A 22,674-nucleotide genomic window follows, 5' to 3' on the forward strand; every position below is an offset into this window, starting at 1 on the left:
CCACATTGAAACGAGCAAGCAAACTCGTAGCTAAATAAACATAAACTAATTTACAGCGACATATAGCGCTATTTATACAAATAAAGAGAAACTCCTATGAAAGCAATGATCATTAAAGAAATTGGTACTACTGATGTTTTCCAACTTGCAGAAAAAGCAAAACCAGTAGCTAAAGCAGGCCATATGGTAGTCGAAGTGAAGGCAAGCAGTGTTAATCCAATTGATACTATGCTGCGTTCCATTGAACTACCTTGGTCAGCGAATTTACCTGAAATATTACACGGTGATGTTGCAGGTATTGTTACTGAAGTTGGTGCAGGTGTTACTGATTTTAATGTCGGAGACGAAGTTTACGGTATGGCGGGTGGCATTAACGGAGTTGATGGAGCATTAGCTGAGTTTATGTTGGTTGATGCGCGATTAATGGCGAATAAGCCTAAAACGTTAACGATGAAACAAGCCGCGGCATTGCCATTAGTGGCCATCACTTCGTATGAAGCACTTGTTGAAAAAATGAATGTGCAAGCCGGTGATAATGTCCTTATTCATGGCGCTACCGGTGGTGTTGGTCATATTGCGGTTCAGTTAGCAAAAGTATTGGGTGCTAAGGTAACTTCAACATATTCACCAGCTAATGCAGAGCTTGCAAAAACGCTAGGTGCAGATAACTTAGTTGACTATAAAACTGAGTCAGTTGCAGATTACGTGCAGGCTTACACCAATGGTGTTGGTTTTGACAAAGTCTTTGATACAGTTGCCGGTGATAACATTGAAAAATCATTTGAAGCAGTTAAGTTTAATGGCCATGTAGCGACTATTTTACCTATTGCTGATCCATTACAAATTGCGCTTAAAAGTCTGTCATTCCACAGTATTTTAATGCTTATTCCATTATGCCATGGCATTAACCATGCATCACATGGTCGTATTTTGACTGAAATTGCTACCTTGGTAGATGCAGGAAAAATCACGCCTATTATTGATGAAAGTAATTTCTCAATCTGGGAAGTAGCAAAAGCGCACGATCACCTTGCTTCTGGCAAAGCGGTAGGCAAAGTGACACTAACAGCATAGATTTAGAGTTATCTGATCTTCATTTAAAAACATGACTATGTAGTTAACTCAGGCCATCATTGTAAACGTCATCTTCGAAGATCCATTTATTTTTAGAGACTGGATCCCCGATTAAGATACCACGGGGATGACACCCCAGAGGCCTGTGCATAGGCATGTTTAAAAAAAGCTGCAAATAACTTATTAGCAGGTTTTCTATTTACTCTTATGGCTCAGCTAAAAACTCTCTATATAACATCAGTAAGTGCGCTGCGCTCCAACTAAAGTTAGTTGCGCCTTGTACTGCACCTGTTTCAGGGTTGTAGTTTTCTCTAATTGCACCATTTTCACTTAAACCTTCGGCATTATTAAATAACTTCTCTGCTAAGGCTTTAGCTTCTTGATGATAACCATAATTATCAAGGGCGATTAAGCCAAAATAGACTTGGTCAAGCCAAACTCGGCCACGCCAATAAATGTCAGCATCATAAGCAGGATTAGTTAAAGCAGCTGTTCCAAGCGGTATAGTAGTATTAAATTCGTTACTTTTTAACATAACGTTTTTGACACGCTCGGCTTTATCCGCGTCGGCAATGTTTGCCCATAATGGACTCCAACCTTCTGGTCCTCTGCCACGTGCTGTTAACAAGGTTCCGATGCAGCCCTTTTTATCAACTTGCTCACTTTCTTGAACGCCTTTAATATTACTTTTTAGCGTAGAAAGGGTAAAACTTCGGTCATAGAAAAAACCACTCTCTTCATCGAAAAAGCACTGATTAATACGTTTTGATAAGTCCTTTGCTGCTTGTCGGTAACTTGCCGCTATCTGTTTTTGTTGAAGTAGCTCTGCCATGTTGGCTAGTAATGTTTTTTCATGAGCCAGATAAGTATTAAGCTCTACTGATTCTTGATTGATTGAAAAGCCCAACAAATCACCGGCGTTATTAGTATTTTGGTAGAACATCACTTGCCAGTCTTTACGCGCTTTACTTAAGTCACCTTGATAGTGTTTATCAGCAAAATCGCTCAACTGCTCAGCATTGATAAAGCCAAACCTTGCCGCATTATCCATGCCTGATTCCCAAGCAGTACCGTGTTGAGCACCAATATCTATATCGTCATAATCACTACTGGCGATGATGTTTTGATATAACGAAATACCTGAGCAGATATACCAATCTTCATCTGCGCTTTTGCAGGTTTTCAGATCAATAGAGGCGTTGCTAGGCTTAGCGCTGACAGGTTTAGGTAAGTAACGTACTTTAAAGCTTATATTGCCTTCGACATCATTATGGTATCTATGTTTAGTTGCGCCATACTCAACCAAACCGTTTTGGTTATGATCTCTGTTACGATACCACCACTGATGATAACGCTGTAGTTTAGGTAACATCTCTTCGATGAAGCTAACATCTTGCGTGGCTTTATATATCTCCCACACAGCCCAACTTGCTAACGGTGGTTTAGTGTTTCGTTCGTTCCAGTTACCACCATCACCACCACGAGCTTCATCTTGATTATAAAATATTGCATCAACAACCATGCCTTCATCTTGTGGTCTGATGGCATCATTAGCTTGAATTTGATAAGCAAACATAGCGCGGATATTTTCTTTGGCGATATCAGCATTAAAGTGCGCCATGGCATAAGCATGTTTCCAACTATCCCAAGCCCAAACACCATTAAACCATCGAGCTGTAACTGAAGGCGTAACACCATCATGGGTTAATCTTCCCGCAGGACTGCGCCAATTACCATTAAGTGTTTCAATGGCTTTGATAGCAACTTTATTTTGTGCGGGGCTACGCTTTCCAACTGCCATACCTTTATCTAAATACTGTTGCCAGCGGCGCTTGGTTGCCAATATTTTTACTTGAGGTTTTACTAAGGCTTTTTGGATAAAATCTTGCTCGGCATCTGCTTCGGCCTGGTTATGAAAGTAACTCTGCGTGCTATAAATGCTGGTACTATCATTTTTAGCAATACTGATAGTCGCCGTGCTTTGGTAGTTATGTTGCTGTTGATTAATCGTTGTTTTAGCTGGAAGTGATCGGCTAATTTGATATTGGGCACTCTTGCTGGTGAGGATATTCCAGGTATTACGTACTTCACTAAAATGAAATATAATACCGTTAGTATTTGCAGTTAAACTTCTATGCCACTGAGGTAGGGCTTGTTTTACTGTTTTTTTATCATCCCATTTTTCTAGTAATTCACCTTGCCAGGTGAGTGCAAAAGCAAGCTTGTCATTACTGTGGTTGATAAATTTTGTTTCAATCATAGCTGTTCTGCTGCTGACAAAGTGCAAGTTTAACTCAAGGGTAAATTTTTCAAAGCTAAACGTTTGCTGTAGTTCACCTGGTTTTGAAATGCGGCTAATTTTCGCCAGTGATAAGTCTAAAACCTGTTTGTTGGCTAAATCAGTAATTGTTAATTGCTCTAATTTTTCAGCAATAAATAAGCTGTATTCTTGAGCAATAATCATCGGGCCAGTGAAGGCGGCGTAGGTGTTTTGTTTCTCAGGTAATAAGAAGCCGTGCCAAGCGCCTAAATCAAACAGTGGGTTAAAGCGTTGGTTTTGGTATTTATCATATTCTTTATGCTGTTTTGGCGTACCTGCTCTGTCAATGACATTACTGGTATTACTCGTCGTTGCTGAGGCAAGCAGTGGATATAGTATTAAGGTCACAAGTATTAATGCAAACGATGTATTTCTAAATAATGACATTGTACTTCTTCTTATTCTTCTTAGTTGAGCTTGGTGTTATACCAATCGGAGCAATAAAACGTCCGATTTTTATACGTTACCGGCAAGTGGTATTAGATAAGCTTACTATGAAGTAAGTTCGGTATATTGTATATCTGTTTGTTTAGGTAAGGCGGGATCCTGTCGAAAAGAGACAATAAAAAACCTGTAAAGCAGGGGAAGCCTTACAGGTTAAATAAGTTAGCTTTTAATAACTTACTTTATTGAATTTAATAGTATTTATTCATTGATTTAGATGTTTTAGCTTAAACTTAACGACTTACCTCGATACGCTCAATCAATGATTCTAATTTTTTTGATGATGGGCCCATTAGATAGTCTAATTGTACTAATAAGTTTTTAGATACCTTACCTGTTTCTTTATAACGCCACTGTTTTAACGCTCTAACAGCACTTTTATCAAAAACATAAGCGGGTTTAGCATTAACAACTTCAACATGGCTAACTGTGCCGTCGGCTTCAACATCAAATTTTAATACCACGGAACCTTCGGTACCTGCTTCAGCTGCTGCAATAGGATACTTAGGTTCTATTCTCTGGGTTGGGTAAGCATGAACTTTTTCTTCTTTATGAACCTCAGCCTTTTTATCTTGCATCACTTGGCTACCAGCGTAACTTACGCCAACCAATAATGAACTTGATACCAAGGTAACTAAGCCTATTTTAGCTACTTTAGCCATGGTGTTTTTTGCCGATAAGCCTTTTGACATCTGCTTTATTTGTTCTATTCGATTAAACATAAAATGTTGTTCTCCGTTTTGCTTGAAACTAAGTAAAGTAAAAGCGTTGGGTGGCGATGTTTCCGCCGCTAATACCAGTGCTTTACAGTATTGGATCCTGGATTGGGTTTGTTTTCGCGCCAAAACAACTTGGTCACAGGAATGCTCTTGATCTTGACGAAATGCCGCATAAGCACGCCAAGCTAGCGGATTGAACCAAAATAGCGCTAAGAGCAAAAGCGCTAGTTGGTTCGTCCACATATGGTGCTGAGAAAAATGACAAACTTCATGACTGATGATCAGCTGTTGCTGCTCAGGGGTATAAAGTGTTTCAAAGTCCTCAGGAATAACTAAAATCTGTTGGAATAACCCAATGAGTATCGGGCTATGTATATGGCTACTTCGTGCAATCATTAATTTATGTGCATTACTTTCGACTAATTGTTGCTGATATTTACTATCAATTAGAACTTCCAGTTTTAACGCTTTACGGTAGTTATATTGCGTTAAACTCCAGTAGCTAATAAGTAAGGTAAACCCTAGTATCCAAGTACTACTTAGCCAGAAACCTAGTAGGTTATCTAATGATAATTCTTGAGTAATGCTTTGGCTTGGTGAAACTAAGAAGCGTTGCATTAAACTATTTTGTGACTCAACAGTGGTTAGTTCATTTATGCTTAATTCACTTAAATGCTGCCAAGGTAAGGGAATAAAATAAAGCATTAAACTCAAAGGGATAATGAGCCATAAGTTATAAACAGTATTGGCATCAATACTTTTTCTTAACGGTCGGCGAATAACTAACATTATTGATAATAAAATAGTTAATGGCAGTAATGAATTCACTAACGCGCTAATCATTATTTTTCTCCCAGTCAGAAATTAATGATTTCAGTGCATTTATATCGTCTTTATTAAGGTCATTTTGCTTGGCAAACCCCGCGACTAAAGGGGCTACTTTTCCGCTAAACATACGCTCGATTAAACTTTTACTCTCCTTTAAGGTATAGGCTTCACGTTCTAATAAGGGAGTGTATAAGTAATGGCGTTGTTGCTTTTCAAAGCTTAGCGCCTGTTTTTTTACTAAACGGTTGAGTAATGTTTTTACGGTTTTATCATGCCATTGCTTGTCTTGATTTTTATCATCAGCACCATCGGTGCTTTCATTAAGTTTGGCAATTATATCGTTAGCACTAGCAGGAAAGTTTTGCCAGAGAGCCTCTAATACTTCAAATTCGGCATTACTTATTTCAGTCATATTACTTCCAGAAAAATAAACTATTACATATGTAATCAATACCTATAGATTACACTTGTAATCATCACTGTCAATTGTTATTTTATCTGCGGTTATTTTTTGAATATTAAGGATTGTAAAAAATGAAGATTATATGTGTTGTACTAATGTGCTTTTTTATTTTGGCATGTTCATCAACAAAAGTTCATCTTTATACGCGTTATTTATCAGCAGAAGAAACTCAAGGAGTCACGCAGGATTTAGAGGCGTTAGGCTTTGATGTTATCGCTAATACGCTTGTTTTTCCTGACGATATTGAGCAATCGACATTACTCTATTCTCCCTTTGTAGAAGGTGAGAATAGTATAAATGCTTTAATCGACTCACTTGATAAATCGGGTTGGGTTGTTTCTAGTGTAAAGCCTCTTTTTTCTGGTAATCACTATTACGCACAAAATAGCGTTGGTTTGCTTTTACTGCCTGATGGGGTGGTGAAAAATGATCGAGTCACAACGCAAGACCTTGCCAATGAATATGTAAGTAAAAAATGTCAAAGTTCGATAAAACTTAGGTTAAATAGTGATGCAACTTATCAATTCTTATACTCAAATAATACTTACAATGAAAATGAGCAACTAAAAGGCAAGTGGCAGATCACAAGTTACCCATATATTGAGTTGATCTCGTTGAATAAAGCGTGGCGTTTCTATTATGAAGTACAGAAAAGTATAGAGTCAGATGTGGTTGGTAAGATAGAAGTTATTGAACTAAAACCAGTAGATGAACAGTATACCTTGCCTGAATGTAGCTATGTTTATGGGATAAGAGCGTAAAATAAATTACGCTCATTTCATTAAGTATCTGGAGGGAGATCTAAAGCTAGAACCTACTTTAGCAACTGTAAAAACTCATCATGGCTGGGTAGTTTATCAACCGTACGATTGATAAGTGTTGTTAAACTTGCCATTAAATCGATTAGCTGCTCTTTGGATAAGGTATCTACTAAAGGGTGATGATCTTCAGGAATATTACCTTGGCCTATCATTACTTGCTGCCAGGCAATTTCGGTAAATAAATCGTCAGGTTTACAAAATACTTTGCCTGTTTTTTTGAATAATTCAATTTTATTCAGTAATGACTCCGGTATTTCCATACGCTGACAAGCACGCCAAAACTCACTGTCGCCTCTGTTATTAAGCTTGTAATGCAAGATAATAAAATCACGAATACCTTCTAACTCAACCTTAGATTGGCGATTGAATTCCTCAACTTCTTCGATATTAATACCATTATGTGGGAAGAAATCTAATAGCCGTAGTGCAGCTGTTTGAACCAAGTGTATATTCGTTGATTCCAGAGGTTCAAAAAAGCCACTGGATAAACCAATAGCAATGACATTTTTATGCCATTGCTTTAGGCGACGTCCTGTTTTAAATGAGATAACTCTAGGCTCTGCCAGTGGTTTTCCATCAAGGTTATTGAGTAGTAATTCTTTGGCTTCTTCGTCACTCATGTGTTTACTTGAATACACTAAGCCATTGCCTGTTCTATGTTGCAGTGGAATACGCCATTGCCAGCCAACTTTATGTGCAGTAGAGCGTGTATAAGGTTCAATAGGTTCAACTTTTTCACAGGGGACTGCAATTGCGCGATCACAAGGCAGCCAATGGGAGTAGTCTTCATAACCAGTGCTGAGTGTTTTTTCGGTTAATAATGCGGCAAGCCCGCTGCAATCGATGAATAAATCACCAGTAACAGCCGTGCCATTTTCTAATAATACGCTTTCAATAAAACCTGAATCATGGTTTTGCTGTACTTGCACAATTTTACCTTCAATACGCTTAGTGCCTAGGCCAACTGCATGTTTATGTAAAAATTTTGCGTAGAGACCTGCATCAAAATGATAGGCGTGAGTAAGACCGGGTAGGTTGGTATTTGGGATCGATCTAAGTGGTGAGAATTTATTGTAACGTGCCGCTTGGTAATTCAATGAATAATCCCAGTAACTTGGCGTACTGCCCGATGAACTGCCCGATGAATTATTGGTATTCTGTTGGTGTCTTAACCAGAAGTGATGAAAATCGCAGAAAGGAAAATTCTTACCTATGTTACCAAAAGCGTGCATGTAACTATCGCCGTCTTGATACCAGTTATTAAACTCGATACCAAGTTTAATGGTGCCTTGGGTGGCTTTAATAAATTCAGTTTCATCAACCCCTATCGCTTTATTAAAACTAACTATCGGTGGGATAGTGGCTTCACCCACGCCAACAATACCAATTTTATCTGATTCAATTAACGTGATGTTCACTGTTTTGCCGAGTACTTTAGCTAATAACGAAGCGGTCATCCAGCCGGCGGTACCACCACCAACAATGACAATATTTTCAATTTTATTTTTGTTCATAACGTGTCCTAAAAACTCATATAATGTTCTGTCACCGATTTCGAGCGTTAATAGTGTCTTGCGAAAAACGTGCAGTCACTTAAACCGTTTATTTAAGTAAGTTATTTAATTGCTGTGTATGGTCTGGGAAGTTACGACTACATTGAGATAAGAACTGATGAACTTCATCCATATTGACCGACATTGCTTGTGTATTTATTTTTTGATTAAGTTCAGGAAAAATACCGTAACCAGAAAGGATACAGTGCCAAGACACAACACTGTAGGATTTAGCTTGCGTTGATTGCTCCCAATACTGTGCTAAATCTTCTCTATTTAACCAAACATTGATAATTTCAGCTAACGAACCCGATGTTTTCGTATTTCGGGCATTTTGCTGCCAATACTCACTGTCTGTTCGGGAATTCAATTTATAATGGCAAACAATATAATCACGTATTCCGTCAAAGCGTTGATTAATATTTTTATTAAAGGCTGCTGCATGGGTATTGGTAAAATTGCCTTTGTCCCATGCACTAATGAAGTGCTCAATAGTTTCTTGTACTAAATGTAAAGCTGTTGCTTCAAGTGGCTCAATAAATCCTTGTGACAAGCCAACAGCTAAACAATTTTTAGCCCAGTGTTGCTCAACTCTGCCAACCTTCATTTTGAGATGACGTGCTTCTACATCACTATCCAGTAAATTTAGTTTTTCTCGTAACTCGATCTCTGCTTCTTCACTACTACAAAAATCACTGCTATATACATAACCATTACCCGTTCTGTTGGTTAATGGGATATCCCATGCCCAGCCATTTTTTAACGCTGTAGATGTGGTTTGAGGTGGCCGTTTATTGGAACTTGGTGAGGGAATAATTACGGCAGAATTGTTAAATAAATTTTCTTTAAAATTAACAAAAGGTACTTTTAGTGTGTTCTGTAATAGCAATGACCTAAAACCAGTACTATCAATAAAAAAGTCAGCGGATAACCAACCTACGGAATCTACTGACAGCTTCTCTATATCACCATTAAGATGTAAAGCGACATCAGTTACATTACCCGATATATGTTCTACGCCTAATTCAATGGCTTTATCACACAGAAATTTCCCTAATAAATGAGAGTCGAAATGGTAGCCATAATTCACAGGAAAGGGAAAGTTACTATTTGCATGTGGGCCAAGGTTTTGTTTTGCTAAGTAAGCGGCAATAAAGAAATCGTTCGGTAGTGTTTTTACATCATCACCGAGTCGTCTACCGTAGCAATTAAGAATAAATTTCTTACGGGTATGCAAGTCTAAGGCGCTATCAAAAGGGTGAAAGTATTGTTCAAATCCCTTTTTTGTTGACCAATTTTTAAAGTTGATGCCAAGTTTGTAAGTGGCATTACATTGAGGCATCCACTCATGTTCAGCAATATCCATTTTATCAAAAAATGCTTTAAGTTGCGGCGTTGAACCTTCACCAACACCTATAATGCCTATATCAGGTGATTCTACTAAGGTGATGTCAATATTACTATTGCGCCACTTTTTGGCCATTAAATTAGCCGCCATCCAACCAGCAGTACCACCACCAACAATAACTATAGACTTTGGTTGCATCTCAATACCCTACTCAATAATTGACAATTTACTTTAACATTATAAGTATCAGTAATATAAATAAAAACACCTTAGTAAAAGAATTACTAAGGTGTTTAGGTTTATATTGCTTTATGGCTTATTCATTAGAATTGATAAGCAAAACCAAGTAAGAAATTACGGCCATAAGACTGATGATCTCGTACTGCGATTTTATCATCACCAGTGTAAGTTTGGAAAGGCTCGTCTGTTAAGTTCTGACCTTGTAGTGTAATAGTCAGACCTTCTAAGCTAGTGAAACCACCCTCACCAAAGTCATAACCAATTTGCGCATCCCATAATGTTTCTTCTGCAACATTCACTTCTTGGCGTGTTTGAGATAAACCTGCAACTTCACCTAGATGTTCAGCACGATATCTCATACTCGCGCGAATTTGGAAACCTGCACGCTCGTAATAAGTAGTCCAGCTGTATACTTCTTCAGATAAACCAGGGATTGGGGTATTAATACCTTCTTGGTCTTTTAGTTCTGAATCAAGGAAAGTAGCACTAACAACCGTACCAAAACCTTCTAACACATCTGAAAAGGCATTAAATGGAATAGTTGCTGTTAGTTCAACACCACTAACCGTTGCATCTGTTTGATTCTGCCAAGAGCTCACGGTACCTGAGTTAGTTACCGGTGTTGAACCACCAGGTACTTGAACGCCAGTAAAGTCTTTAACTGTTTGAACATTTAACTGCCAATCTGCAATGTCTTTATAGAAATATGCTGCGGCTAAATAACCTTCAGGGCTGAAGTAATATTCATATGAAAGGTCAAACTGTGTTGCGATAATTGGTTTAAGTGCAGCATTACCTGAATCACCTCCCCAAGGAGATTTTGTTGGATCAGTAGCATTGGCAGGTATGTTTGCTGATTCTTCCCAGGTTAAGGCACCACTAATCTTCATGCGATCCATACGAGATTTCGCCATGGTACGGGCTGCGCCAACACGTAAAACTTGATCTTCAGTTAACGCAAAGTTTAAGTTGATTGCAGGTAATACTTCAGTGTAATCAGTACCATCAGATAGTTCAGATACAATTGATAAACCATCTTCGAGTAAAGCACCATAACCATCTGAGCTTTGATCAATATTAACGACTTGTAGACCTAAGTTACCCGTTACGCCCATACCGCCAATTTCAGCACTAATGTTAGCTTTAGCGAATAACGTTAGAACCTCTTCGTTCACTGTCCAAGTATTTGACCAACGATCTGTTGCTGTATCACCTTGTTCAAATGAATCATAACCGCCGGCATTATAAAAACCAAGTGAGTCATAAGCTATCATTTCGCCCATACCAATAAAACCAAGGTCGACATTGCCTAAATCAAATTCAGCGGGAACAGCGGTTGTATTAGGGTAATCTTTTAATCGTAAGTACTGCCCTCTATCAACTTTTGATTTTTCACGTTCGTTGTAGTGAATACCAAATTGAATTGAGTCAAAGTAATCCGTGTCAATATCAACTGCAGCCGCTAATTTCAATGATAATAACTCATCTTCAACACTTGGTAAGTTAATAAAGCCATCTTGTCCATCAGAACCAACAATATCGTTACCCCAGCTGCGTGCAGCACCTAGTTCGAATAACGAACGATCTGAGTAATCTAATGAAGGCGTAAATATTGCACCCGAACCGCCAGGTTTTAATTGGTATGAAATATTATCACCAGCGCCTTGGTTATCGCCACGGCCAGTTGCGGCATAACTTTCTAGACCCCAACTTTCACGTTCTACTTGCGAATAACTGATATCAGCTTCAACTGACCAGCGATCGTTAATGATGTATTCTAGGTTAATACCAGTGGCAAACATTTCAGCAGTACGGAAGTCTACATCATTACGCATAAGCGTTTTAACATCAGCGATTGAACCCGAAGTAACAACATTACCTTGCACTTCATTATTGGTATAGCCGCCACGCGAAGCGTTTAACGGTAGCTCGATACCACGTAAAACAGAATTTTCTTCAAAATCTATATATAAAGCATCAGCGGTAATATGTAAGTCATCTGTTGGTGCAAATTCAAGTACACCCATAAGACTGTCACGCTTTAGTTCAGATGAACGAACATAAGGTTTTGCACCATTTAAGCGTAATTCGCCATCGGGACCTGCTTCATCATAACCCCATGCATTCCAACGTTCTTCTTGGCTTGGAGAAGCCGTAGTTGAATAAGCAATTGCAACACCGATAGTGTCATCAGCAAACTGATCGATGTAACCAAAAGCAGCACGATGACCTGTATTATCCATTTCAGGGTTAACAGCGTCCATGCCATTTTTTTCAGCACGATAATTAAAAGAAATAGTACGTTTATCTTGATCTAAGGGACGTACAGAACGCATATCAACCGTACCACCAATACCTTGTGTAGTTAGTGCTGAGTCGGGTGTTTTATACACAACAACTTCATTGATAATTTCTGATGGGTATAAATCGAATTCAACACCACGGTTATCACCGATAGATACTTGTTCGCGACCATTAAATGTAGTTGAGTTAAAATCTTCACCTAAACCACGAATAGTAATAACACTGGCACGACCATTGACACGTTGCGCAGCGACACCAGGTAAACGTGCAATTGATTCAGCGATAGATGAATCGGGTAATTTACCAATATCTTCTGCAGAAATAGATTCAACAACTTCCGAAGAAAAACGTTTCGTATTAATTGACTTAATTAAACTTCCGCGAATACCTGTTACTTGAATAACTTCAATTCCTGTTTCAGCTTTTTTATCTGCGTTAATTTCTTCTGCGGCAAAAGCTTGTGTACTTAGTGCCATTAAGCCACTTGAAAGTAGTGCTAATGTCATTTTGCTTGGTTTAAAATGTAGCATTGAATATTCTCCCCTAGCCATCCATGATTAATTTTATAAGCTAACTTCCATTTAGCCTAATAATTATATGTTTGTGTTTTATATGTTTAGTTATGTGGTCGTACGTATTCATTCGTTATTATTTGTAAACAACTTTAATATAAAGGGGCAAATTACAGATGAATAGGGGTTGCATACGTATTCAAAGGTTAGCTATGACCTTTATGTTCATTGAATACGTATGCAAAGGTTGTTTTAAAAATAAACAAGTCATTAAGTTGAAAAAGAAACTAATAACAATAACTGGAATGTTTTGATGTCTAATTAAGGGGGGAGGCAGTTTTAATTAACATAATGCTTTTAGGAAGGAGGGGGAGGGACTAGATTAATGGAATAATGAAACTTGTAATACCTATTATGTTTACCGCTATTTTTAACGAAACAAGCATTAATAAAAAATAGGCTTTGATCATAAGTTGCTCAGGTTTCCTGAAACGAGCATTTTCAAGTGGAGCGGGTATAAATCTTGAATACGTATGTAATGGAGGGAAACAGGTATTTATCTAATCACTGAACGAGTAAATTAATATCCATAACAATTTTAACGACTTATTTATTATGAAAATGCCTTCTTTTCCTTGTTCTATCGCAAGTCCTAAACATGCAGTTTATATTGCACTCACAACCTCTTTGTTAGTTAGTGCTTGTAGTGAAAGCCAATCTACTCAGTCTTCTCAGTTAGAACCACAGGGCGCTAATGTCGAAGTTAACACTGTCGAAGCGAAGGCTAATGTTATTAAGGCAAGTGACTTTAAAGCGACTGAACTCGCTAATTTACACAGTGATACTTCGGCGCATTGGCTAACCACCCAGTTATTGGTATTGCCAAAATCGGTTAACAAATATCAATATCAACTACTTAGTAAAAAATCAGATGGTTTTCATGCTATTGATTTATCGCCGGTTAGTTTTCCTGAAGAACAGGCAAAAAAGTTCCCCCACTTAGCTGACTTCCAAGCTTTTAAAGTGCAATTAACGCCAGCTCAAAGTAAACGTTGGTTAAAACAACAACTCATGGTGATTGCTATTGATCGAACGCTTACAGTGCATGAGCAAGCCAAAGAAGTTGCTTATGTACAAACGGGTGGTGTAATAGATGCGCTTTATACTCAGGGCGTTAATGATGCTGATGAAGTAACGGATCTCGGCGCAACTATTATTGAGCAAGGTGTTAGCTTTAAATTATGGGCGCCGACAGCACAAGCTGTTTCTGTGCAGCTTTATGATGATAATTTACAGGCCATTTCAGCGGGTAATCTTGATATGGTAGAAGATACCAATACAGGTGTATGGCAAGTACTGTCAGATAACCAAGCGAGTTACGCTTATTATAAGTATCAGGTAAACGTTTATCACCCAGTATCTAAAAAAATCGAATCTTTATCAGTTACTGACCCCTATTCTTTAAGTTTATCTGTTAATAGTGAGTACTCACAGGTAGTTGATTTGAATGATGCAGTTACTCAGCCACCAAACTGGCTTACTCAGCAAATACCTACCGTGAAAAATGTTGAAGATAATGTTTTTTATGAAACACATATTCGTGATTTTAGTGCCAATGATAAGCAACTTAGTAATGCTAAATTTAAAGGGAAATATAAAGCCTTCAGCGAGATAAACTCTGATGGCATGAAACACTTAAAAGCGCTGCAAGTTGCGGGATTAAATAACATTCATTTATTACCTACTTTTGATATCGCCACGGTTAATGAAGATGACAGTAAACACATTGATATAGATGATAATTTGGCTAAAGTTTGTGCCATTACACCAAATACCAGCATCTGTCAGCAACCTTACGATGAAAAACAGTCAATAAAGTCATTATTACAGAGCTATTCGGTTGCTGGAGAGCAAGCACAGCAGTTAGTCAGTGAGTTACGTGAAGTTGATAACTACAACTGGGGATATGACCCTTTTCATTACACTGTGCCTGAAGGAAGTTACGCCGTTGATGCTAAAGGTGTTTCACGCTTAGTAGAATTTAGAGAAATGGTGCAAAGCCTGCATGGTATGGGCTTTAGGGTGATTATGGATGTAGTTTATAACCATACTCACCAAGCAGGGGTAGAGACTAATGCCGTATTAGATAAAATAGTGCCTACTTATTATCATCGATTAGACCCTATTACCGGTGCAATTGAACAATCTACTTGTTGTGATAATACCGCGACAGAGCGTGTAATGATGGCAAAACTGATGACAGACTCGTTAGTGGTTTGGGCGCGCGATTATAAAATAGACGGTTTTCGCTTTGATTTAATGGGCCATCAACCAAAAGAAGCCATGTTAGCGGCAAGAGAAGCCGTGCGCAGAGTAGACAGCGATACTTACTTTTACGGCGAAGGTTGGAATTTTGGTGAAGTAGCAAGTAATAGCCAATTTGTTCAAGCCAGCCAGTTAGAGTTAGGTGGCAGCGAAATAGGCACTTTTTCAGATAGATTACGTGATGCGGTTCGTGGTGGAGGTAACAATACCCGAGATTCTCAGGGCGTTGGCAATGGTCTATTAACCTTTCCTAATAGCACTTTACCTAATGGTGAACAGGCTAATGATAATCAAGCAGAGCTTTATGCAGATTATATGCTGCGTATGGACCAATTGCGTATTGGTTTAGCGGGTAACTTAATTAACTTCCCTTTAAAAAACATCGATGGCAAAGAAGTATTAGGTAAAGACATTCCTTATGGTGACCAACCAACAGGTTATGCGTTAGATCCTGCGGATACCATCAACTATGTGTCTAAGCATGACAATCAAACGCTTTGGGATAACAGTCAATACCGTTTACCGTTTGATGTTTCAACAGAAGATAGAGTGAGAATGCATAGTCAAAGCTTGTCTTTTGCCTTATTTGCTCAAGGTATTCCTTTTATTCATATGGGCTCAGAGTTTATGCGCTCTAAGTCATTTCTTCGCGACAGTTATGATTACGGTGATTGGTTCAATCGTGTTGATTTTTCTAAGCAAGATAACTTCTATAATGTTGGGCTGCCACCGGCAGAAAAAGATCAAGCCAACTGGCCGTTAATAAAACAAGTACTTAGCGGTCACCAAGGTCGTGATCAGGTTAATGCGGAACAAATCCAGCGAAGCAGTGATATTTTTATCGACCTGTTAGCAATACGCATGAGTAGCCCGTTATTTAGGTTAACCAGCGAGCAGAGCATTATCGATAAAGTGAGTTTTCTTAACGCTGATATTTTAACGCAGGGTACAAAGCAAGGTGCTGATAAAAGCTCAGAACAACAAACAGGCTTGTTAGTTATGTTTATTGATGACAATGCTGGCGAGGCAGTTGATGACAACTATCAAAGCTTGATGGTTATCTTTAATACCAGTGATAAAACACAGACGTTTAAATACAAGGTGAAAGAAAGCTTTAACGTTAACAGAACTCAAGGCTATCAATTACACCCAATACAGAAGCAGGGAGCTGATGAGGTAGTTAAGCAAAGTAAAGTAACAGCAAAGGGCTTTACTGTGCCAGCACTGAGCAGCGTAGTCTTTGTAAAACCAATAAGTTAATAAGGGGCTGATTACATAACCATATTAATTAACATGCTTATGTAAACGGTATAGGAACGTCATCCCCGTGGTGTCTTAATCGGGGATCCAGTCTATAAAAAAGAATGGCTCAGGACAATATGCGTCCTGCATTGTCTAATAAGAAGCATCCATGCTCCGTTTCGACCAGTGACTTCGAAGATGACGTTTACAATGATGGCCTGAGTTAACTACATAGTCATATTCATTAATGTACTTGGTATAGTTAAGCGCTGGGTGATAAATGTAAAAAGCAGCCACGACCTGCAAAAGTCAATTGATAGCCTGGCTCACCATTTTTAGTCTTACTTAGGCTTTTCTCTAACAAACCTTTATCAACTAAATAATCCAGCATAGTCGTTGATAACTCACCTAATTTTGCCTTAGCAGATATATCAACCTTAGTGGCTACGCCTTTAAATGAATACATAGCCTTGATTACCTTAGCTTCTACTTCAGATATTTTTGGCATCTGACCCGTGTAAGCAGGGAATTGATCTAATGGAAATTTACCTTGAACACTTTCATAAGAAGCTTGAATCGCTTTTATATCACTTTCTTTATTTTCAGTTAAAGAGAATGTGTGAAAAACCCCCGCTTCTTTGCTTAAGTAATCTACTTTAGCTAAAAATATAGGTAACTCACAGCCTTGGGCTACATGATAAAAGCCCGTTTTCCATTTAGGTACTAAGCCACGAGTGCCTTCAGGGGTGAATAAGAAAAACACTCTATTTAATTTTTGGCTATTAATAAAAGCTTTGATTTGCTCTACTTGGCCAACACCTTTTGCAGAACGATTGATAGGTATAGCACCAAGATACATCATCCACGTACCTAATAGGGGCACACGACATAAGCTGTCTTTTACGGAAAAGTAAATTTTAACATCTTGTAAAATTGCAGCACCGAGAGCGTAAACAAAATCCCAGTTTGAGGTATGAGGCGCAGCAATTGCAACACCAGCACCTTCAGGCGCTATTTTACAAAGTTTCCAACCAGCGATTTTAAACCACAGTGTGAAAATAAATTTTAAGAAGTATTTGGTGAAAATACCATCGAAGATGGTTTTTTCTCGTATGGTGAGCTCTTTTTTAGCCATAATAAAGTCAATATAAAGTTACTACTGAGATGGTGTAATTGTAGCATCAAAGTATTGAGAAATATTGATGTAGGCAGCAATTTTGTTAGCTTGGCGTATGATAATTAATCAAAATGTAAACGAGTGTTTTAAACTTAGAAAAAATTAAACGTTACTACACTAGTTATTATTAATAAAAACGGGCTGTTAGCTGATTTTATTAACACCCTAGAGAGGCTAGTTGTATCGGTAAAGCGTTTGAAATAAATGAATTAATATGATGTATAAGTGTTTATATTTAAAATTTTAGTGATAAAGTCGCAGTGTAAAAAACTCTTCCATGGCTAATCTCATGGTTTTGTTTAATAAATAAACCAAAAAAAAGTATTCAGTATTACTAATCGTTCAATCTTGTTGATAATCATTTTTATTGGTTTTGTAACTTATTGTTATCGCTTTATAACTTTAGATGTATATACTGGGTCCTTGTTCTTCTACTACAGCGATTAGTTGCTCTGTAGTTTTTAAAAAGTGAATATTCACTTTTTGTGATTATTACTTTTTTTTTCGCTATTGAACTCAATTTTTTTTGATAGGTTGTTGAAATTAAATAGCTTAATTTATTTTGGTTGAGATTTTATCACGATTTTTCACCTAATGATGATCTATTAAAGTACGAGTCGAAAGGTAATAGTTTGTATTTATCGTAATAAGCTGAGTAGTTATCTCTTTATGTTATGGTTAGAAAACGAGAAGATAACTTATCATCTCCACTAGAAGACTCTCTTGTATTTATATACAATCATATTTATTATGCTTTTTTTGCATTTTTATAATAACTTAACGTATTAATGATAATCATATGGCTGCTATTTTAAATCTAAATATTAAAAACGAAGCATTACGTTATTTAAATGCGTGTCATTGTTTTGGTCGTTCACCGACCAATGTTGATACTGTTATTAATGCTCAGGAAGTATCTCGAATTCATGCTGTTGTTGAATGGTCGAATAACCAATGGCTTATTCGTGATCTTAGTAATAATGGTACTTGGGTTAATAGTCAGAAGTTAATCAAAGATAGCCCGCATAAACTTAAAGTGGGTGATAATATATTTTTTGCTTCTGGTGAAAGCCACGGTTTTTCTATAAAAGATTTAAGCCCTCCGCAAAATATGTTACTGCCTATTGGCCAAGATGGTGAGCAAGTAACTGAAACACCCATTGTATTATCTGATGGTAATTTACTGCCCTCAGAAGACCAACCTGAAATAGCTTTGTTTTATGTGCCGAGCAAAGATCAATGGTATAAAGAATTCCTTATTGATACCGACGGCAGCGCCTATCCTGTGACAAATTCAGATTTGTTATTTTTCAATAATCAAAAATGGCAGCTTAAATTAACCCCATTAACTGAAAATACCGTATTAATGGCGAAAGCTAAGTTATCGGTTGATCAAATAAAGTATCGTTTCAATTTAAGTCTAGATGAAGAAAACACCGAATTGACAGTAACGACTGATGATGAACAATTATCCTTAGCGACTAAAGCACATCATTATTTAACGTTGAGTTTGGCCAGGCATCGTGATGAAGATGCTAAAGAAGGTATCGATGCCGATAACCAAGGCTGGCGCCTACCTGAAACACTCACTAAAGAGTTAGGTTGTGATATTACCTTGTTTAATACCCATGTTTGCCGTGCGAAACAGCAATTTAGAGATATGCTCGATGGTGCGTGTGATGGTGACGAATTGATTGAACGTAAAGGCAAAAAAATACGTTTTGCCGGCGTTTTTTATCGTATTTATAAAGGTAATGAACTGATCGTTAATCGCGGACAAGATAAAGTATCACTTACGGTATTGCATGGATAACCAGTTACCTCATTACAGTCGTGAAAGATTATTGGGTGAAGGTGGTATGGGTAAAGTTTACCTAGCCCAAGATAACCAATTACAACGACAAGTAGCTATTAAAGAATTAACTTATCAGCCTAATGGCGATACGGTTAATCATGCCCTGCAAGAAGCACGTTTATTAGCGCGTGTGAACCATTCTAATATTATACAAATTTATAATGTCCATGATGAAGGTGATCATATCTCCTTGGTCATGGAGTACTTCAATAGTAAAACATTAACTCAGTTTCAACAGGAAACTTACTGTACCCTGGTTCAAAAGCTTGATTTATTGCAGCAACTTTCTGCTGGGTTAGCCGCAGCGCATAAAAATGATGTGATTCACTGTGATTTAAAACCGAATAATATATTAGTGAATGATCAAGGCCAGCTAAAAATCACTGATTTTGGCATCGCTTTGATAGCAAGTAATGAAAACATTACTAATACGCTTGAAGGTAATGAACAGGCTGATAATGCAGAAGGTATTCAATACGGTAGTTTGCTTTATATGTCACCAGAGCAAATACAAAGGAAGGCTTTAGATTATCGTAGCGATATATTCTCCTTCGGCATAGTTGCTTATCAATTAATGGTGGGTAGCCATCCTTTTGGTCGAGGCTCAGCGACAGATATTGCTAATAGAATATGTGAAAGCACACCAGAACATGCCAAAAACTTAATGTTAAATGCACCGAGTGCATTAACTGACTTGCTCATGGAAATGTTAATTCAACAACTTGAGCAAAGAACATTAACCGCTAGCGGCATAGAAAATAGATTAAAGCATATTAGAACAGCACTAATGCAAGCAGAGATCAGTGAGCAAGCAACATTACCTTTGAGTGAATTGCCTTTATCTTCTGGCGCTGCTGGCATAGGCGGTGGTGATACTGCTTTGTATACACAGCCTATATTACATACTCAAGTTATTCATACACCTGAAAGCCGACCAGTACCCTGGTTTAGACAGAATAATATAGCCATTACTAGCATGACTATAGCGTGTCTCATGCTGATCTTACTTTATTGGTTTGATAAAACGAATGAAGTGGAAACCAAGCAAGTTGTTATTTTAAAGCCGACATTGTCTGACAGCTCATTAATGGCACCTATGCAACAAGATTTAGTTACGTCAGCGGTAGAAGATGCTTTACGCCAAGCAGTAATAAATACCAAAAATATGTATTTAATCTCGCAACGAGAAGTAAATGCTATTACTAAAGCATATCCTGATGATCTCAAAAAACTTAAACAAGCGGTTGGTGCTTCAGATATTATTTCAACTGAGCTGGAATGTGACAATAGCCGTTGTAAAGTGAGTTTTTCACGTTTGGTTGCTAACCCAAATAACAGTGATATGTTAAAGGTAAAATCTGAGAAAAACTGGTTAGCACCAATTGATAAGTTTAATGGGATTTTTAGTACTAGCCAAACGCAGTTTGCTTCGCTATTTCCTGAGCAGTCAGAAATAAATCAATCAGGTTTAGTTCAACGCCCTATTAATGAAGATGATTATCGTGACTACATTGAGCTTTATAGCGAAATTAAAGGCCACGGGAATTCTAGTACTGAAAGTTTGGACCAGTTAGAATCCTTGTTAGCACGTTCCCCTTATCTATATGCTGCTTATGGTTTATTTCGTGAAACTGCTTCAAATTTATATATAGATACTCGCGATAAAAGTCATCTCAAACGACTTGAATTGGTACTGCAAAAATCCCCGCCTGAGTATAGATATAGTGTTTATCATGCAATAGATAAATTTTGGTTAGCATGTTATTTAGGCGAAATGGATTTAGCGAAATTACAGATCATTGAAGCTAAGAATCGGGGCGCCGATACTTCAACTGATACTGAGTTAAATGCTTATTATCATTTTATAAATGGTCAATATGAAAAAGCAGCTGATGCTTATCAGAGTGCATTGAAGCTACGTCAAAGTACTCGATTACTATATAACCTAGCTCTAACTTATTGGCAGATGGGCTCCATAAAGGAAGCAAATAAAACATTAGCTACAATTCTTAATATTATCCCTAATCATTATACAGCGCATAGATTACAAGCTAATGTTTGGTTATTGCAAGGTAAACTCGAATTAGCGATTACTGCGTATGAAAAAATAGTAGCTAGCATAAATAATGGCAGCGATCTAACTAATTTAAGCATGGCCTATGGCTTGAATAAGCAATACCAGAAGTCGCTCGAATTTGCCCTGAAAGCTTTCAAGCAAAGCCCGAAACATCCAATTAAACTATTAAATTTAGCTGATATTGAAATGATTTTAGGTAATGAAGATAAGGCTATTTCTCACTACCAAGAAGTAGTAGCTATTTTAGCTGGTAAGGATGAAGTTAAATATTTAACATATTTAGCACAAGCTTATGGGCAGTTAAATCAGGCGAATTTGGCTATAGCAGCATTAAGTAAAGCGCAATCATTGGCGCCTGAAAATGGCGAGGTTTCTTATAGTTCAGCTATCGTTTACAGCTTATTGAATGAGAAATCTTCGGCGACTCATCATGTAAAAACAGCATTGAAGGATAATATTGGTGTCGTTTGGTTTAACCTTCCTTGGTTTGATAATTTATGCTCAAATAAAGAGTTTATGCGTTTAATGGAAGAAAATAATAATTCACAACGCTGTTCTAATTAATTTTGAATTACGTCACCAACATCAATAGCTCCAAAAGTTGACATTTGACCATACGGTGAAACTTGCTCTTCTTCTACTTTTACTTCTTGTGTTGTTTCAACACTTTTAATGCTGGCCAATTTCGAAAATATATAATAATTGCTCTCAGCTAAATTTAATAACCTTTCCAACTGCTCTGCATCTCCATCAGCCATTGTTAGTAATTGATTAAGTAGTTCTGGATTCGTTATGGCGATGTCATCTAATCGTTCAATAAGGTCAGGGTTAGTCTCTGCAATAGTGATTAGCATGTCAGTCGAGCTTGTCGTGGTAGCTGCAAAAGCGCTAGGTAAATAAACACTGCTCGTTAAAGCCAACAATAGTGATAATACTTTAATATATTTGTTCATGACGTTTCCTGTTTTGTAACGTAAGTGTTTAGTTTAAATTATTTATTAAGTGAGGGATGTGTTCCCTTGAAATCTGGATGTAAATTTATAGGTTAGGTGCTCCTTAATCCATGACAGCCAATTACAAGGTAGTTAATACTTCTATTCATCTTGTTTTTCAATGTTTTCCTGCTCAATAAGTTATTGTTTAACAATCGATTAGTCTATATGTGTGTTTTTGTCAATATACCGGTTAAAAATTACTTAAAATTTTTTTTCGTAATAGCGTGTCATTTTTATTGCACAATTAACCGAAAAAAATCCATTTGTTACGCCATATTTTTCTAATGACATTATTTTTGTAATGTCGTGTAATGTCTATTCGTCATTAATTATGAAATAGTTGTCTGAGGCTAAAAAATCAAAAATCGCCTTCAAAT

General features: G+C 37.4%; 13 protein-coding genes. 5 read left to right on the forward strand and 8 right to left on the reverse strand.

What is annotated here, in order from left to right; genetic code table 11:
* Nucleotides 1-96: 96 nt before the first annotated feature.
* Nucleotides 97-1,074 carry a zinc-dependent alcohol dehydrogenase family protein gene (locus CXF85_RS00565; RefSeq protein ID WP_101226579.1) on the forward strand — a complete coding sequence of 326 codons (978 nt, stop codon included), beginning with the start codon at nt 97-99 and terminating at the stop codon, nt 1,072-1,074.
* A 205-nt stretch (nt 1,075-1,279) separates the two neighbouring features.
* Here CXF85_RS00565 and ygjK read toward each other — a convergent pair whose 3' ends face one another.
* The 3 genes from ygjK to CXF85_RS00580 all read right to left on the reverse strand — a co-directional run bounded on the left by ygjK (nt 1,280) and on the right by CXF85_RS00580 (nt 5,797).
* The gene (gene ygjK / locus CXF85_RS00570) at nt 1,280-3,781 is read right to left on the reverse strand and encodes an alpha-glucosidase (RefSeq protein WP_101226580.1); all 2,502 of its coding nucleotides are present in this window, start codon (nt 3,779-3,781) and stop codon (nt 1,280-1,282) included.
* Between the two features lie 290 nt (nt 3,782-4,071).
* The gene (locus tag CXF85_RS00575) at nt 4,072-5,400 is read right to left on the reverse strand and encodes a M56 family metallopeptidase (protein WP_101226581.1); all 1,329 of its coding nucleotides are present in this window, start codon (nt 5,398-5,400) and stop codon (nt 4,072-4,074) included.
* Complete coding sequence (locus CXF85_RS00580) at nt 5,393-5,797, reverse strand: BlaI/MecI/CopY family transcriptional regulator (RefSeq protein ID WP_101226582.1); 405 nt, start codon at nt 5,795-5,797, stop codon at nt 5,393-5,395. The genes CXF85_RS00575 and CXF85_RS00580 overlap by 8 nt, the downstream gene beginning before the upstream one ends.
* Before the next feature lie 122 nt (nt 5,798-5,919).
* Between CXF85_RS00580 and CXF85_RS00585 the strand changes: the two genes are divergently transcribed.
* Nucleotides 5,920-6,609: a hypothetical protein gene (locus CXF85_RS00585; protein ID WP_101226583.1), complete on the forward strand. Its 690-nt coding sequence runs from the start codon at nt 5,920-5,922 to the stop codon at nt 6,607-6,609.
* 53 nt (nt 6,610-6,662) lie between these two features.
* Here the strand turns inward: CXF85_RS00585 and CXF85_RS00590 are convergent, their stop codons facing one another.
* From CXF85_RS00590 to CXF85_RS00600, 3 genes are all read right to left on the reverse strand, one after another.
* Nucleotides 6,663-8,183, reverse strand: a complete 1,521-nt coding sequence (locus CXF85_RS00590; RefSeq protein WP_101226584.1) for a tryptophan halogenase family protein — start codon at nt 8,181-8,183, stop codon at nt 6,663-6,665.
* 88 nt (nt 8,184-8,271) lie between these two features.
* Nucleotides 8,272-9,768: a tryptophan halogenase family protein gene (locus CXF85_RS00595; protein WP_101226585.1), complete on the reverse strand. Its 1,497-nt coding sequence runs from the start codon at nt 9,766-9,768 to the stop codon at nt 8,272-8,274.
* 125 nt (nt 9,769-9,893) lie between these two features.
* Entirely contained in the window at nt 9,894-12,644 is a 2,751-nt protein-coding gene (locus CXF85_RS00600) for a TonB-dependent receptor (RefSeq protein ID WP_101226586.1), read from the reverse strand.
* 597 nt (nt 12,645-13,241) lie between these two features.
* Between CXF85_RS00600 and pulA the strand changes: the two genes are divergently transcribed.
* Nucleotides 13,242-16,211, forward strand: coding sequence for a pullulanase-type alpha-1,6-glucosidase (pulA, locus tag CXF85_RS00605; protein ID WP_101226587.1), 2,970 nt, complete (start codon nt 13,242-13,244; stop codon nt 16,209-16,211).
* Nucleotides 16,212-16,455: 244 nt separating this feature from the next.
* Here the strand turns inward: pulA and CXF85_RS00610 are convergent, their stop codons facing one another.
* Entirely contained in the window at nt 16,456-17,328 is an 873-nt protein-coding gene (locus tag CXF85_RS00610) for a 1-acyl-sn-glycerol-3-phosphate acyltransferase (RefSeq protein ID WP_101226588.1), read from the reverse strand.
* An 841-nt stretch (nt 17,329-18,169) separates the two neighbouring features.
* Between CXF85_RS00610 and CXF85_RS00615 the strand changes: the two genes are divergently transcribed.
* Both CXF85_RS00615 and CXF85_RS00620 read left to right on the forward strand, forming a co-directional pair.
* Nucleotides 18,170-19,183 (forward strand): FHA domain-containing protein, encoded by a 1,014-nt coding sequence (locus tag CXF85_RS00615; protein WP_101226589.1) that lies wholly within the window; start codon nt 18,170-18,172, stop codon nt 19,181-19,183.
* Nucleotides 19,176-21,866: a serine/threonine-protein kinase gene (locus CXF85_RS00620; protein WP_101226590.1), complete on the forward strand. Its 2,691-nt coding sequence runs from the start codon at nt 19,176-19,178 to the stop codon at nt 21,864-21,866. The genes CXF85_RS00615 and CXF85_RS00620 overlap by 8 nt, the downstream gene beginning before the upstream one ends.
* On the opposite strand, the gene CXF85_RS00625 is transcribed toward CXF85_RS00620, so the two are convergent.
* Entirely contained in the window at nt 21,863-22,255 is a 393-nt protein-coding gene (locus CXF85_RS00625) for a hypothetical protein (RefSeq protein WP_101226591.1), read from the reverse strand. The genes CXF85_RS00620 and CXF85_RS00625 overlap by 4 nt on opposite strands.
* Nucleotides 22,256-22,674: the final 419 nt, after the last annotated feature.

This window comes from Colwellia sp. 75C3, from assembly GCF_002836255.1.
Lineage (GTDB): Bacteria > Pseudomonadota > Gammaproteobacteria > Enterobacterales > Alteromonadaceae > Colwellia.